The sequence below is a fragment of the Nonomuraea turcica genome (genome assembly GCF_030718205.1).
GTDB lineage: Bacteria > Actinomycetota > Actinomycetes > Streptosporangiales > Streptosporangiaceae > Nonomuraea.
The window spans coordinates 160,429-175,359 of sequence record NZ_JAUZQF010000007.1; the positions used below are offsets into that span (position 1 = coordinate 160,429).

Here is a 14,931-nt window from a genome sequence, read left to right on the forward strand (position 1 = left end):
TCCGTGGGGTTATTCGCGGACCGCCCCCTGGAGCAGGCCGCGGACGAAGTGTCGCTGGAGGAACAAGTAGAAGATCACGACCGGGGTCGCCACGATGACCGACCCGGCGGCGAGGAGGGTGAAGCCGGAGGTGTACTGGCCCTGGAAGAACGCCAGCCCGAGGGGCGCGGTCCGCAGCGACTCGCTGGTCACCATGATCAGCGGGATGAGGAACTCGTTCCACGTCCACATGAAGACCAGCACGGTCAGAGTGACGAGGGCGGGCCGGGCCGGCGGCACCAGCACCTGCCACAGGATGCGCCACGTCGAGGCCCCGTCGATGCGGGCGGCCTCGACGATCGCCCGGTTGGATGCGCGGAAGTACGCCCGCATCCAGAACGTGCCGAACGCCACCGACAACGCCACCTGAGGCAGCGCCACCGACCAGAACGTGTCGATCAGTCCCAGGGTGCGCAGGTCGAAGTAGAGCGGCACCGCGACGGCCTCGCTCGGCATCATGATCCCGAGCATGAACAGGTAGAACAGCACCGACTGGCCGCGGAAGCGCATGGTGCCGAACGCGTACCCGCTCATGATCGACAGCAGCACGCTGACGACCACGACGAACGACGACACCATCAGGCTGCTGCGCAGGTACGTGCCGAACCGGCCGATCTCCCACGCCGCCGCGAAGTTCCCGAGCCCGGCCGTGCCGCCGCTGTCGGCGGGCCCGAGCGCGGCCGACAGGATGGTCACGATGGGGAAGAGCGCGAACGCGGCGAACACCGACAGGATGACGTAGTTGGCCGCCCGCTCCCCGCGCGAGATCACGTGACCCCCCTGTCCGCGAACCGGTTGATCCCGAACGAGATCACGAAGATGACGACGGTCAGCGTGACGCCGATCGCCGCCGCCGAGCCGACCTGGCTGAGCCCGAAGGCCCGGTGGTAGACCTCGTACGACGGCACCGACGTCGAGTCGCCTGGCCCGCCCCGCGTCGTGATGTACACCAGGTCGAACGTGCGCAACGCGGCGATCACCGTCAGCGTCAGGGCGACCGCGATCTCCCCGCGCACCGACGGCAGCGTGACCGCGAAGAACTCCCGCACCGCGCCCGCCCCGTCCAGCCGCGCCGCCTCGTACAACTCGGCGGGGATGCGGCTCATCCCGGCCAGCAGCAGCACGGTCACCAGGCCCGTCTCGAACCACGTGCCCACCACGCCGACCGCCGGCAAGGCGAAGGTGTAGTCGCCCAGCCAGCCCCGGGTCAGCGCGTCCAGCCCCAGCGCGCCGAGCAGCGTGTTGAGCGTGCCGTCGGGCGCGTACACCCGCCGCCACGCCACGGCCACGACGACCATGGCGACGACCTGCGGCAGGAACACCACGGTGCGGAAGAACCCCAGCCCGCGCACCTTGGCGTGGTTGAGGATCGCGGCCAGCCCCAGCCCGATCACCAGCGGCCCTGCCGCGTAGAAGACGATGAGGACCAGCGCGTGGCCGAAGGCGGCCCGCAGCCCTTCGTCGGCGACGATCGCGGCATAGTTCTCCAGGCCGACCCATCTGCCCAGGGACAGGCCGTCCCAGTCGTACAACGAGAGCTGCACCGCGCGGCCGATCGGATAGAGCAGGAACGCCGCGTACACGGCGAAGGCCGGCAGCACGTACAGGTAGGCGACGCGGCGGGGCTCCCCGGGAGGCCGGGTCCCCATCGTCGGCTGGGTCATCCGTTGCTCTCGGCGAAGGTCTTGTAGTCCTTCTCCAGCGTGGCCAGGAACTCCTGCGGGGTCGCCTTCTTGGCCAGCAGGTCCTGCAGCGCCGCCCCCAGCGTGTCGGCGAACGTCGGGGTGGCGTAGTCCAGGTACGGCACCAGCCCGTTCTTCGCGGTCACGGTCCCGAACGCGGTGAAGACGTCCTGCTGCGGGCCCTTGGCCACGCTCTGCTGGTCGGTCTCGGCGACCGGCAGGTTCCCTGTCTCGGTGAGCACTTTCATGGCGTCGGCGCTGGTGATGAAGTTGATGTACGCCGCCGCCGCGTCCGGGTTGGGGCTCTTGGCGGTGATCGCGAACGGCAGTCCCGTGCCGCCCGTCGCGACCGGCGGCGCGTCGGCCGTGACGCCCGGCGGCAGCATGAACCCCAGGTCGTCGCCCAAGGTCTTCTGCAGGTCGGCGAGGAGCCAGGTGCCGGCGATCATGAAGACGCCCTGGCCCTTGCCGAACGCCTGCCAGGCCGGGTCGTACCCCTGGCCGTTGAAGCCCTTGGCGAAGTAGCCCTTGTCGACCCAGCCGACGAGTTGCTCGGCGGCGGTGGTGTTCTCGGTCGTGTTCCAGGAGGCGCCCTTGCGGCCGAAGGCCAGCGTGCCGATCTGGCCGGGTGGGACGTGGCGGCCCTGCACGGTGCCGAACACGTGGACGGCCGGCCACTTGTCGAGGTTGCCGAGCTGCAGCGGCACCTCGCCGCCCGCCTTGGCCGTGGCCAGCGCCGTCTCGAAGTCGGCCCACGTCTTCGGCGGCTCCAGGCCGAGCTTGGTGAGCTTGGCCCGGTTGTAGAAGATGCCGACGACCTCGCCGACCTGCGGCAGGCCGTACAGGTTGCCCTCGCCGAACAGCTTGCCGTCGGCGCTGTAGCGCGAGTACCGCAGCACCGACTCCGGGTAGCGCTGCTTCCACCCGTACACGTCGGCGTAGGCGTCCAGCGGGCGCAGCTGACCGGCCTTGACGAACGCGCCCATCGCGGAGCGGCCGTTGTTGGCCTCCACCACGTCCGGCGGCTCGTTGCCGCTCAGCGCCAGGCGCAGGGTGGTGTTGAGGTCGTCGAAGGAGCGGGAGACCCGGTTCAGCTTGATGTTGGGGTATTTGGCCTGGAAGGCGTCGTTGAGCTGCTTCATCTGGGCCGCCTGCCCGCCGCGTACCTCCTGATCCCAGACGGTGAGCGTGACGTTGCCGAGACCGGCGGCATCGGTGCGCACCGCATTCGGCGACCCTGAAGACGACCCTGCGGGCGAGGCCGGCGACGGCGGGGCCGAGGAGCCGGGCGCGCACGCGGTCAGGACCAGCATGCCCGCGGCGAGCGCGGCGAGTCGCATCGGGGGGGTCATGGTGTTACTCCTTCTGCGCAGGCGCGCGAGGCGCGTCCGGGTCCTCGCCCTCGGCAGGGGGCCTCTGGGAGGCCATGCCGACGTCGGCGTAACGGGCGATGGTGGCGACGGCGCGGCGCACCGCGCCGACCGGGACAGTGGGCACCAGCCGGTCGAGGAAGGCGTAGCGGCGCGCCAGCGAGCTGCCGTAGGCGCCGCTGTGCCCGGCCGCCTCGCGCACCTCGTGCCACCAGTCCGCGATGTCCCCCCAGCCCGGCGCGGCCAGCGACCCGCCGAACTGCTGGACCGCCAGCGCAGCGCACACCTCGGCGAACGCCAGCCGGTCGGCGAGCGGCCAGCGGCACAGGGTGCCGAGCACGAAGCCGGCGCCGAAGACGTCGCCCGCGCCGGTCGGGTCGAGCGCCGTCACCCGCGGCGCGGGCACGAACGCCTCCTCCCCCGTGATCGAGTCGATGGCCATGGCGCCGTTGGCCCCGTCGGTCACCACGGCCAGCGGCACCCGGTCGGCGATCGCGTACAGCGCGTCGCGGGGCGTGTCGGTGCGGGTGTAGGCCATCGCCTCGGTCGCGTTCGGCAGGAACGCGTGGCAGACCGACAGTTGCTCCAGCACCTCGGACGACCAGGCGCCGGACGGGTCCCAGCCCACGTCCGCGAAGATCAGCGCCCCGTCGCGGTGCGCCAGCTCGGCCCAGTTGCACGAGCTGCCCGGCGCGCCGAGCGGCTCTTCGGGGGAGAGCGTCACGATCACGGCCTTGGAGCGGGGCGGCTTGCCGATCATCTCGGACGCCGGCATGGGCGCGCGATGGCCGTGGGTCACCATGCTGCGGTCGCGGTCCACCGCCATGGACACCGTCACCGGCGAGTGCCAGTGCTCGAAACGCTGCGACCTGGACAGGTCGACCGACTCCTGCTCCTCCAGCGTGCGCCAGCAGAAGTCGCCGTAGTCGTCGTCGCCGAACGCGGCCGCCAGCGACGTGCGCAGCCCCAGCCGGCTGGTCGCGATGGCGAGGTTGGCGATGCCGCCCGGGCACGAGCCCATGCCCTCGGCCCAGATCTCGGTGCCGGCCTCGGGCATCGCGGGCAGGCCCGTGAAGATGATGTCCAGGAAGACCGTCCCGGCCAGGAACACGTCGAACTGCGGACCCTCGGGGGTCCGCTCGCCGGCCAGAGGGTCGTACGCCTGGACAGACACGGGAATGGGTCCTCCTCGACACACCGAGATGTGCGCAATCTTGCACGTTTACTCGGACACTTCAAGTATTTCCACGCAAGTGTTTGGAGCAAGATGCCTACTTCTGCGCGAAATTGGTTGATACACTCGCGCCGTGCTTCAGCGCCTCAGGCATGCCGAGATCATGCGCCGCGTCCGGCTCTCAGGCGCCACGAGCGTTCGTGATCTCGCCAGCCAGCTCGGCGTGAGCCCGTCGACCATCCGCAGGGACCTCGAGGTGCTCGACCGCGACGGGACGCTGCGGCGCGTCCGCGGCGGCGCTCTGGCCAGCGTGGACGCCGACGCCGACCGGCCGTTCGCCGCGGTCGAGGCGGTCGACGAGCAGGACAAGGAGGCGGTGGCCGCGCGGGCCGCGCAGCTGGTGGCCGACGGGGATGTGATCCTGCTCGACATCGGGACGACCACGATGCGGCTGGCCGAGCGGCTGCGCCGGCGCCGCGTCACCGTGGTCACCTCCAGCCTCGCCGTGCTCGACGTGCTCCGCGCCGACCCGGCGGTCGAGCTGCTGATGCTGGGCGGCATGCTGCGCCGGCCCTACCACTCGCTCGTCGGGGTGCTGACCGAGGCGGCGCTGAGCCAGGTGGTCGCCGACCGCGTGTTCCTGGGCGCCAGCGGCGTGCGGCCGGACGGGCAGCTCGTGGACACCACGCTCGCCGAGGTGCCGCTGAAGCGCGCCATGATCGCGGCGGCGCGGCAGGTGGTGCTGCTCGTGGACCGGCACAAGTTCCCCGGCACCGGCGCGCTGCGCGTGTGCGGCCCCGAGGACATCGACGTCATCGTGACGAACGAGGGCGCCGACGCGGCGACGCTGCGCAACTGCGCCGCCGCGGGCGCCGAGGTCCTGCTCACGTGAAGGGATGCGGATGAGACTGGCCGTCCTCGGAGGCGGGGGCTTCCGGGTGCCGCTCGTGTACGGCGCGCTCCTGCGCGATCGGGCCAAGCCCCGCGTGCAGGAGGTGGTGCTGTACGACGTGTCGGCGCAGCGGCTGGAGACCATCGGGCACGTGCTGCGCCAGCTCGCCGCCGGACACGACGACCCGCCCGTCGTGCGGACCACCACCGACCTGGACACCGCGCTGCGCGAGGCGGACTTCGTCTTCTCGGCCATCCGCGTGGGCGGCCTGGCCGGGCGCACCGCGGACGAGCGGGTGGCGCTGGAGCTGGGCCTGCTCGGCCAGGAGACGACCGGTCCCGGCGGCATCGCCTACGGCCTGCGGACCATCCCGGTCGCGCTCCACGTGGCCGAGCGGGTGGCCGCGCTCGCGCCCCGCGCCTGGGTCATCAACTTCACCAACCCGGCGGGGATGATCACCGAGGCCATGCGGCGCGTGCTCGGCGACCGGGTGATCGGCATCTGCGACTCCCCGATCGGGTTGATCCGGCGGGCCGCCGCCGCGCTCGGGCTCGACCCGGCCCGGGTGTCGCCCGACTACGTGGGGCTCAACCACCTCGGCTGGCTGCGCGGCCTCGTCCACCAGGGCCGCGACGTGCTGCCCGGCCTGCTCACCGACGACGCGGCGCTGGTGAAGGTCGAGGAGGCCCGCATCTTCGGACCCGAGTGGGTGCGCACGCTCGGGGCGCTGCCCAACGAATACCTGTACTACTACTACTTCACCCGCGAGGCCGTCGCCGCGATCTCCGGACCCACCCGGGGCGAGTCCCTGCTGGGCCAGCAGGACGCGTTCTACGCCGCGGTGCGGGCGCGGCCGGACGAGGCGCTCGCCGAGTGGCTGAGCGCACGCAGGCAGCGCGACGCCACCTACATGGCCGAGGCCCGCGACGCCACCGACGCCGGTGAGCGGGAGGCCGCCGACCTCGAAGCGGGCGGGTACGAGGGCATCGCGCTGGCGCTCATGGCCGCCATCGCCCGCGGCGAGCCCGCCACCATGATCCTCAACGTGCGCAACGGCTCGGCGGTGCCGGGCCTGCCCGAGGACGCGGTCGTGGAGATCCCGTGCGCGGTCGGCGGCGCCGGCGTGCGCCCCTTCGCCACCCGCCCGCTCCCCGGGCGGTTCCTGGGTCTCCTCCAGCAGGTGAAGGCGGTCGAGCAGACGGCCATCGAGGCCGCGCTGACCGGATCTTCCGATCTGGCGGTGGCGGCGTTCGCGCTGCATCCGCTGGTCGACTCGGTGACGACGGCACACAGGCTGCTCGACGGCTACCGCGCCCGCATCCCCGAGCTGGCCGCCGTCTTCCCGAGCTGAAGGGCCACGGTCCCACGAACGGCAAAACGCCACTTCAGACCGTTAAATCACTCCCCTTCCTTACTTCGGAGGTATGACCGCCTTACCTCCAATACCCCTTATGTAAGACATGCGGAAAGCTCCCGCGGATCCGGCCACAGTGTGCTTTGCCGTGTCCAGATCAAGAAGAGGCGAGGCCCGGATGGCGCGTGGGGAGAGCGGCATGCCACCTGGCGTGCGACCGCTTACGGTGGGCGACCCGGTCATCATCGGCCGATACCTGCTCTTGGGCCGCCTCGGCACGGGCGGGATGGGAGTGGTGTACCTGGCTGAACACCCTCAGGGTGGCCTGGTCGCCCTCAAGACACCGCATACGGTGCATCTCAACGATGCCACGCTACGGGCACGCTTCGCTGAGGAAGTGGCATTCTCGCGCAGATTGCTGCCCTTCTGCACGGCTGCGGTCGTGGAGGACGGTACCGACAAGGACCGCCCGTACCTGGTCACCGAGTACATCCCGGGCCCCGCGCTCTCGCAGGTCGTGATGGCCAGGGGGCCGCTCACGCCCGACCTGTCCTACGGCGTGGCGCTCGGCGTCGCCGCCGCGCTGGTGGCGGTGCACGAGGCGGGGCTGGTGCACCGGGACCTCAAGCCCGGCAACGTGCTGCTGTCCACGCACGGGCCGCGCGTCATCGACTTCGGCATCGCCCGCGACGTCGACACGCTGGCCGCTCACACGCAGGCCGGGCAGGTCATGGGCAGTCCCGGCTGGGTGGCGCCGGAGCGGCTGACGGGCGGTCCCGCGCTGCCCGCCTCCGACGTGTTCGCGTGGGGGTGCCTGGTGGCCTTCGCCGCGTCCGGGCACCATCCGTTCGGCGGGGGTGAGCCGGATGTGCTGACCAGGCGGATCCTGTTCGACCCGCCGCGGCTGGAGGGTGTGCCGGCCCTGCTGCGTCCCGCCGTCGAGGCGGCTCTGGCCAAGGACCCCGCCGACCGCCCGAAGGCCGCCGACCTGCTGCGGGCGCTGCTGGCCGCCGGCGGTGTCGGCGATCCCTGGGATCTGCGGCAGGCCGTGTCGGGCGTGCTCGCGGAGATCTGGACCCCCGTGCCGTATCCGCCCGGCGGAGGGCTGGTGCGTCTCGCCTCGCCGCCCGACGAGCCGGCGCCGGGCACGAAGCCGCGCAGGAAGAGCCGCGCCAAGGCCGGCGCGCATCTGTCCCACGCCACCTTCGCGGCCCTGGCCACCGTGTCGATCGCGGCGGTCACGGTGATCGCGGCCTCCGGTGGCGACGGGACGAGCATGGGAGGCGGCTCCTTGGTGCCCGCCGACCCGGCCATCGTCCAGCCCCGCGGCAGTGCCGACTCCACCGTCCGCCGGTCCGCCGGTCCGACCGGCGGCCTGCCGCCCACGCGGGCGACCGTGGCCCCGGTCAACTCGACGCCCACGGTGCCCACTGTCTTCGTCACGCCCACCCGCACGCGCAACCCGGCCGCCGTGCTCAGCCCCCCGCCCGGCAGGAAGGACACCACCCGGCCGGAGAACACCAGCGGCCCCGGCGACCCGGGCGGCGCCGACCCTGGTCCGTGCGCGAGCCCGGCGGGACGCAGGCGGGGCAACGCCGCGGCCCGGCGGGACTGCCCGCAACCGTCCAGCTCGATCAGCACGATCCCGCAGGAAGGGCCGGGCGAGTCCCCGGATCCTTCCGCGACGGTCTCCGCCACTGCGACGCCGACGGCCACCGGCACGTCCTGAGCGGCCGACGGCCGGTCAGGACGTGATGTCCTTACCGGAGAAGCGGGCCCAGGCGATGGAGCCGAAGAGCACGATGTACGCCCCGAAGGCCAGCAGCCCGTCGCGCAGGACGGCGGTGTCGATGGGGCTGCGCAGGACCGCGTCGAAGTCGGTGAACCGGCTCGGCAGCAGGTAGGGGACGATCGGGGCGAGGTCCGGGATGGCCCGGAGCACCTGGCAGATGATGATGAACACCATGGTCCCGGCGATGGCCCCGATGGACACCTCGGTGAACGTCGACAGCGCCACCGCGACGGCGGCCAGCGCGGCCATGCCGGCGCCGACGTACCCGACGGTGATGAGGATGCGCAGCAGCCCGTCCGCCACGGAGATGGTGGTGCCCGACAGCAGCGTCACGGATCCGCCGGGGAACAGGATCAGCCCCGTCAGCAGCGCCGACAGAGCCACCACTGCGGTGGCCGCGTAGGCGAAGACGACCGCGTTGAGGTATTTCACCGCCAGCAGCCGCGTGCGCCCGGCCGGTGCGGCCAGCAGATAGCGCAGCGTCCCCGTGCCCGCCTCCCCCGCGATCGAGTCGCCCGCGACCACGCTGACGACCACCGGCATGAGCAGCAGCACGAGGAAGGAGAACGACAGGAACGTCAGCATGAGGCTGTTGCCCGCGACGTCCTGGATGATGCCGCTCATCTCGTCGTCGCCGCCGGAGCCGGCGGCGATCCAGAGCCCGACGCCGAGGATGATCGGCACGACGCCGAGCACGGCCAGCAGCGCCAGGTTGCGCGGCCGGCGGAAGGTCAGGCCCAGCTCCGAGCCGAGCAGCCGCCAGAACGCCCACGTCCTTCTGGCCGGAGGCGCTGGAGAGCCGATCTGCTCGGCGGGCTGCGGTGGCCGACGTTCGGTGGTGCGCATGGTCTCCGATACGGGCACCAAGCCCGGTGTGCGGCGGTTCTCGCGAGTCTCGGGGGTCTGCGTCCGGGTGTCAGCCGTCGACATCGAATCCCTCTCCTGTCAGCCCGACGAACACGTCCTCGAGGCTCGGCCGCACGACCGCCAGCCCCCGTACGGCCACGCCATCCCCCACCAGCGCGGCGTTGATCTTCTCCGGGGCGTGCCCGCCCAGCTCGGCGGTCACCTCCGCGTCGCCGGCCCGCACATCGGCCAGGCCCAGCGTGCCGAGCGTGCGCGCGGCGGCGGCCACGTCCGGCGTCTCCACCCGCACGCGGGCGACCAGGCCGCTGCTCAGCGAGGCGATCGTGCCCTGCGCGACGAGCCTGCCGGTACGCATGATCGCCGCGTGCGTGCACATCTGCTCGATCTCGGCCAGCAGGTGGGAGGAGACGAAGACGGTGGTGCCGTCGGCGGCGATCTCCTTGACCAGCGTGCGCACCTCACGCGTGCCCTGCGGGTCGAGCCCGTTGGTCGGCTCGTCCAGGATGAGCAGCTCCCGCGGCCCCAGCAGCGCGGCCGCGATGGCCAGCCGCTGGCGCATGCCGAGCGAGTAGTTGCGGTAGCGCTTGCCCGCGGCGGCCGACAGGCCCACCCGCTCGAGCGCGTCGGCCACGCGCCGCTTGGCGGTGGCGCGCTCCGCGGTCGGGTCGGCGGCGTCGAACCGCATGAGGTTGGCCGCGCCCGACAGGTAGGGGTAGAAGGCCGGCCCCTCGACCAGCGCCCCCACCAGGGGCAGGGCGTGGGCGACCGGCAGGCCGAGCACGGAGTAGGTCCCCTCCGTGGGCGCGACCAGGCCGAGCAGCATGCGGATCGTGGTGGTCTTGCCCGAGCCGTTGGGCCCGAGGAAGCCGAACACCGACCCGCGCGGTACGGCCAGGTCCAGCGCGTCCACGGCGACCTGGCCGCCCCGGAAACGCTTGGTCAGGCCGTGCGTCACAATCGCGTCCCCCGAGGGCGGGGCCGCCCCGAAGGGCGACCCCGCTTCCAGCGTGATGGCGGTCACTTGATGCCCGCCGCCTTGATGATCTCCTCGGGCGTGACCGCGCCGGCCAGGAGGCGGCCGTCGTCGGTCAGCAGGGCGGTGACGAGCTTGGTCTTGATCAGCTTGCCCGAGCCCCACGTGCCGCTCACCGGGGTGGCGGACTTGAGCACCGTGTCCAGCATCGCGGCCGCGTTGCCGTCCTCGCCTCCCTTCGCCGTCTGGGCCTGCAGGTCCGACAGCTTGAAGGGCACGACCGCGACCCTCGACCAGCCGTCGCCGACCCACTTGGCCTCGCCGGCCACGTCGGCCGCGTGCTCGGCGCGCTCCTCGGCCTGCTTGCCGAAGCCTTCCCCGCCCAGCGTCGCCTCCTCCACCTTCGCGCCCGCGGGCGGGGTGAAGGTGAAGTTCTCCTCGGCCGGTGTGGTGAACGTCACCTGCGTGAAGCCCACTTGGTATGCCGGCTCCGCCGACCCCTTGGCGAACAGCTGGACCTGGAGCGGCACGTACGTCTCGCCGTCGAGCGCGATGCGTACCTCCTGCACCAGCGAGCCCTCATCCTTGGGCGCCAGCACGAGCTGGTAGGCCGGCCGGCCCGCCACCTCGGCCGTGTTGATCACCCGGACGGACGAGTGCTCGTCGACGCCTTCCAGCATCCGCTGCGCCACCTGGGCCGGCGTCAGGTCGGTCGGCTGCGGCACCGGCGTTTTGTGCTGCTGCTCGCCGCCTGCCTTGACCGTCAACTTGGTCGCGGTGTTGGTGGCGCTGTCCCAGTACCAGCCCTGGTCGCCGTTCACGATCAGGTTGGTCTCGTTCAGCTGGGTCGGCATGGCCACCCGGAACTTCTGGTCGCCGCCGTACCAGACCTTCACCTCGTGCGAGCCCGACAGCAGACTGAGCGGCGAGGTCTCGCCGCCGGTCTGCGGCAGCGCGGGCAGGCCCAGCGACGCCGTCTGCTGCACGGTGCCGGACATCGGCGCGATGCCCTGCTGCTTGCTGGTTGCCGCCGCGGCGTCGGCGAGCAGTTGCTCGGCCGACCTCTCGGGCAGCACTGGATCGCCGCTCACCGCGGCGATGACGGGGCCGGCGCCGATCGCGGCTCCGATCACGGCCGCAGCCGCGATCGGGACTCCCCACCTCACGAACGTGCCTCTGCGCATCTCACTCCTTAACGGTATGTCGATGCTCAGAGCCTGCGTGATGCATCCTGTGGCAGACCTGAGACTGTCTGAGACGGCTCTCAGTCTTCTCAGCGTCGTCTCAGCGCAGGAACAGGAGAATCGCCATATGAGAGTACTTGTCGTCGAGGACGAGCGGCGCATGGCCGCCGCGCTGCAGCGGGGGCTCCAAGCTGAGGGGTTCGCGGTGGACCTCGCCCACGACGGCGAGGAGGGGCTGCACGCGGCCAGGCAGGGCGACTACGACGTCGTGGTGCTCGACATCATGCTGCCCCGGCTGTCGGGCTACAACGTGTGCAAGCGGCTGCGCGCCGAGGAGAACTGGGTGCCGATCCTCATGTTGTCCGCCAAGGACGGCGAGTACGACATGGCCGACGGGCTCGACCTGGGGGCCGACGACTACCTGACCAAGCCGTTCTCGTACGTGGTGCTGGTGGCCAGGCTGCGGGCGCTGCTGCGGCGCGACTCGGGACGGCGGCCGGCGGTGCTCATGGCCGGCGACCTGACCCTGGACCCGGCACGGCGCAGGGTCGAGCGCGGCGGGACCTCGGTCGAGCTGACGCCGCGGGAGTTCGCGCTGCTGGAATTCCTGATGCGCAGGCGCGACGAGGTGGTGTCGAAGTCGGAGATCCTGGAGCACGTGTGGGACACCTTCGACACCGACCCGAACGTGGTCGAGGTCTACGTCGGCTACCTGCGCCGCAAGATCGACGCCCCGTTCGGCAGAAACGCGCTGCAGACCGTGCGCGGCGCCGGTTACCGCCTGGCGGGCGACGGTGGCTGATCTCATGAGCTCGGGAGCTTCGCTCCCTTCGTCCTCCCCGCTGGGGTGGTGGCGGCGCCAGGGCCTGCGGTTCAGGCTGACCGTGGCGGCCTCCGCGGTGCTCGCGCTGGCGCTCGCGCTGTCGGCCTCGGTGCTGCTCACCGTGCTGGACCGGGCCCTGATGGACACCGTGGACGAGAGCACCAGGCGGCAGGCGGACGCGGTGCGCGTGGCGGCCGACGCCGGCACGCTGACCAGCCCGATCACCACCCACGACGGCACGCTCGTGCAGGTCATCGACGCCCAGGGCCGGATCACGCACGTCACGTACGGCACCGACAGGCTCGTGCCGCTGCTGGACGCCCCGGCCAGGGCGCGGGCGCTGCGCGATGGGCAGGCGAAGCTGCTGGACGGGCGGCCGTACGCGATCCCGGGGTTCCTGCGGGTGATCGTGCTCAGCGCGGACCGAGGGCAGACGGTGGTGGCGGCCCGGCCCATCACCGAGATCCAGACCAGCCTCAGAACCGCCGGACGGGTCCTGCTGGTCGGCACGCCCGGGCTGATCGTGCTCCTGGCCGTGGCCAGCTGGCTGATGATCGGCCGGACCCTGCGCCCGATCGCCGCGCTGCGCCGGGGCGCGGCCGACATCACGCACACCGCCAGGTCGCGCCGGCTGCCGGTGCCGCAGTCGCGCGACGAGGTGCACTCGCTGGCCACCACGCTCAACGGCATGCTGGCCCGCCTGGAGGAGGCCGAGCAGCGCCAGCGGGCGCTGGTCTCCGACGCCGCGCACGAGCTGCGCAGCCCCCTCGCCAGCATCCGGCTGCAGCTGGAGGTGGCCCTCGGCCACCCGGACGGCCAGGACTGGCAGGAGACCGCCGAGGGCGTGCTCGAGGACGCGATGCGGCTGTCCAGGCTGGCCGAGGACCTGCTGGCGCTGGCCAGGCTGGACGAGCGCGGTGGCGTGCCGGCCAGGCGCGAGCCGGTCGACCTCGACGAGGTGGTGCGCCAGACCGTCGACAGGTACGCCGAGGCCCGGCTGACCGTCTGCGACCCGGTCGTGGTGCGCGGCGACGCGCTCGACCTGAGCCGCGTGCTGACGAACCTCATGGACAACGCCGTACGCCACACCGCCTCCAAGGTGGAGGTGGCGCTGACCGCCGACGGCGTGCTGACCGTGACCGACGACGGTCCCGGCATTCCCGAGCAGGATCGCGAGCGGGTATTCAACCGCTTCACCAGGCTCGACACCGGGCGCAGCAGGGACGAGGGCGGCGCCGGGCTGGGACTGGCGATCGTACGCGAGACCGTGCGGGCCCACGGCGGCACGGTGGCCCTGGAGGACGCCGCGCCTGGGCTTCGCGCCGTGGTGCGGCTTCCCGTGTCCCGCTGACCCAGCGCGTCAGTGCGGTTCGGGGGGTCGGATGGGGGATCGTAGGGGGATCATGGAGCGTTCCGAAAAGTGGTCAGGCGGCTGTCCCCTTTTCGGCGGTGGCCAGGAAGTCCTGGGCGATGAGCGGCAGGCGGCGACGGGCGTGCACCACGGCGATGACGCGACGCACGGCGGGTTCGAGCGAGCGCACCACGAGACCTGCGCGACCGGCCTGCTCGGCCATGCCGCGATACCACAGCAGGGACGCCTGGCCGGCGCGGACCGCGTTGAGCCAGCCGTTGCGCTCGTCGGTTTCGAGCACGACCACCGGGGTGACCGCGTACTTGCCGAACATCGCGTCGAGTTCCCTGCGCCGGGTGCTGCCGCGGGCCGGTAGCGCCAGGCGCATACCGTGCAGTTTGCCCATCGGCACCGGATTGGGCAGTTCGAGCCCTGGCGGGGAGATCAGCACGATCTCCTGGCGTTCGAGTGGATGCGTGACGAGGTCGGCGGGCACGGGGAGATCGGTGAGCCCGAGATCGGCTCGTTGATCCCGGATCGCGGTGACGACGCCCTCTCTGCCGTCGCACCGCACGATCTGAATGCGGACGCCCGGATGCTCGGCCGTGTAGGCAGGCAACAGCCGCCCTGCGAGGCCGGGCTCGAGGCTGGGTGTCGAGGCGATGCGGAGCTCGGCCTCGGCGACGCTGCCGTGGTTGGCCAGGCCCTCGATCTCGTGAACGGCGTCGAGTGCCTCCCTTGCCAGCTTGACCACCCGGCGGCCCTGTGCGGTGACGACCACGCCACGGCCGGAGCGAGCGAAGAGCGTCATGCCGAGCTCGCGTTCGAGATCGCGGATCGCGCGGGACAGCGCAGGCTGCGCGATGTAGAGCGACCTGGCCGCGTCGGTCATGGTGCGGTGCTCCGCAGTCGCGACCACATAGCGGAGCTGCTGGAGATTCATGCCAAAGAAGCTAGGACACCGCCCGCTCCGCGGATGGGGAGATAACCGAGATCACCTCGAATGATTTCGGACTGTAACCGAGCACTGCTACATCCGTGACGGGTGATACGTCAGTATGCTTTTGCCCCAAATTTGCCAAGGGTCCGTCAAGTCGCGGCGCAGAGCAGGCATTACCGACAACCGGGTGAACGGGGAGACACGGTGACAGGGAACGGGCAATATCCACCTCCACCACAAGGGCCAGGCCAGCCACAACGGCCACCCTCGTTACCATGGCCGCCGCCGGGTCACCGTCAGCCGCAACCTCAGGGCGGCACTCCGTACGGACCGCCCCAGGGACCGCCGCAGGGGCCGTCCTACCCCCCGCAGGGCGCTCCTCAGCACGATGGGCTGACGCGCCCGTACACGCAGCAGGTGCCGCCGCCACCGCCGTCGTACGGGCCGCAGTACCGGCAGCCCTTTCCTCCCCCGCCACCGCCGCCTCCGC

Annotated in this window: 13 protein-coding genes; 5 read left to right on the plus strand and 8 right to left on the minus strand. The window is 71.8% G+C overall.

The annotated features are described in order from the left end of the window. Positions 1-9 precede the first annotated feature (9 nt). Genes Q9G87_RS19825 through Q9G87_RS19840 form a run of 4 tightly spaced genes read right to left on the minus strand, consistent with a single transcriptional unit; the run spans position 10 to position 4,265 of the window. Positions 10-810, minus strand: coding sequence for a carbohydrate ABC transporter permease (locus tag Q9G87_RS19825; protein ID WP_305917879.1), 801 nt, complete (start codon positions 808-810; stop codon positions 10-12). Further along, on the minus strand, positions 807-1,703 hold the full coding sequence (locus tag Q9G87_RS19830) for a carbohydrate ABC transporter permease (protein ID WP_305917880.1): 897 nt from the start codon (positions 1,701-1,703) through the stop codon (positions 807-809). The genes Q9G87_RS19825 and Q9G87_RS19830 overlap by 4 nt, the downstream gene beginning before the upstream one ends. After that, a complete protein-coding gene (locus Q9G87_RS19835) occupies positions 1,700-3,073 on the minus strand; it encodes an extracellular solute-binding protein (RefSeq protein WP_305917881.1) in 1,374 nt (457 codons plus the stop codon). The genes Q9G87_RS19830 and Q9G87_RS19835 overlap by 4 nt, the downstream gene beginning before the upstream one ends. A 4-nt stretch (positions 3,074-3,077) precedes the next feature. Then, on the minus strand, positions 3,078-4,265 hold the full coding sequence (locus tag Q9G87_RS19840; protein WP_305917882.1) for a PfkB family carbohydrate kinase: 1,188 nt from the start codon (positions 4,263-4,265) through the stop codon (positions 3,078-3,080). A gap of 133 nt (positions 4,266-4,398) precedes the next feature. On the opposite strand from Q9G87_RS19840, the gene Q9G87_RS19845 reads away from it, so the two are divergent. The 3 genes from Q9G87_RS19845 (at position 4,399) to Q9G87_RS19855 (ending at position 8,240) form a co-directional block, all read left to right on the plus strand. Continuing rightward, positions 4,399-5,157, plus strand: a complete 759-nt coding sequence (locus Q9G87_RS19845; RefSeq protein ID WP_305917883.1) for a DeoR/GlpR family DNA-binding transcription regulator — start codon at positions 4,399-4,401, stop codon at positions 5,155-5,157. 10 nt (positions 5,158-5,167) lie between these two features. Further along, positions 5,168-6,508 carry a 6-phospho-beta-glucosidase gene (locus Q9G87_RS19850; RefSeq protein WP_305917884.1) on the plus strand — a complete coding sequence of 447 codons (1,341 nt, stop codon included), beginning with the start codon at positions 5,168-5,170 and terminating at the stop codon, positions 6,506-6,508. Between the two features lie 214 nt (positions 6,509-6,722). Then, complete coding sequence (locus tag Q9G87_RS19855) at positions 6,723-8,240, plus strand: serine/threonine-protein kinase (protein ID WP_305917885.1); 1,518 nt, start codon at positions 6,723-6,725, stop codon at positions 8,238-8,240. Between the two features lie 15 nt (positions 8,241-8,255). Here Q9G87_RS19855 and Q9G87_RS19860 read toward each other — a convergent pair whose 3' ends face one another. The 3 genes from Q9G87_RS19860 to Q9G87_RS19870 are packed head-to-tail and all read right to left on the minus strand — an operon-like array spanning position 8,256 to position 11,327. Next, positions 8,256-9,233, minus strand: a complete 978-nt coding sequence (locus tag Q9G87_RS19860) for an ABC transporter permease (protein WP_305917886.1) — start codon at positions 9,231-9,233, stop codon at positions 8,256-8,258. Then, on the minus strand, positions 9,220-10,191 hold the full coding sequence (locus tag Q9G87_RS19865; protein WP_305917887.1) for an ABC transporter ATP-binding protein: 972 nt from the start codon (positions 10,189-10,191) through the stop codon (positions 9,220-9,222). Before Q9G87_RS19865 ends, Q9G87_RS19860 begins: the two co-directional genes overlap by 14 nt. Further along, positions 10,188-11,327, minus strand: coding sequence for a LolA family protein (locus tag Q9G87_RS19870; RefSeq protein WP_305917888.1), 1,140 nt, complete (start codon positions 11,325-11,327; stop codon positions 10,188-10,190). Before Q9G87_RS19870 ends, Q9G87_RS19865 begins: the two co-directional genes overlap by 4 nt. 127 nt (positions 11,328-11,454) lie before the next feature. Between Q9G87_RS19870 and Q9G87_RS19875 the strand changes: the two genes are divergently transcribed. Both Q9G87_RS19875 and Q9G87_RS19880 read left to right on the plus strand, forming a co-directional pair. Beyond that, positions 11,455-12,129: a response regulator transcription factor gene (locus Q9G87_RS19875; protein WP_305917889.1), complete on the plus strand. Its 675-nt coding sequence runs from the start codon at positions 11,455-11,457 to the stop codon at positions 12,127-12,129. 4 nt (positions 12,130-12,133) lie between these two features. Further along, complete coding sequence (locus Q9G87_RS19880) at positions 12,134-13,501, plus strand: sensor histidine kinase (RefSeq protein ID WP_305917890.1); 1,368 nt, start codon at positions 12,134-12,136, stop codon at positions 13,499-13,501. A 73-nt stretch (positions 13,502-13,574) separates the two neighbouring features. Here the strand turns inward: Q9G87_RS19880 and Q9G87_RS19885 are convergent, their stop codons facing one another. Further along, positions 13,575-14,444, minus strand: coding sequence for a LysR family transcriptional regulator (locus Q9G87_RS19885; protein ID WP_305917891.1), 870 nt, complete (start codon positions 14,442-14,444; stop codon positions 13,575-13,577). Positions 14,445-14,931: the final 487 nt, after the last annotated feature.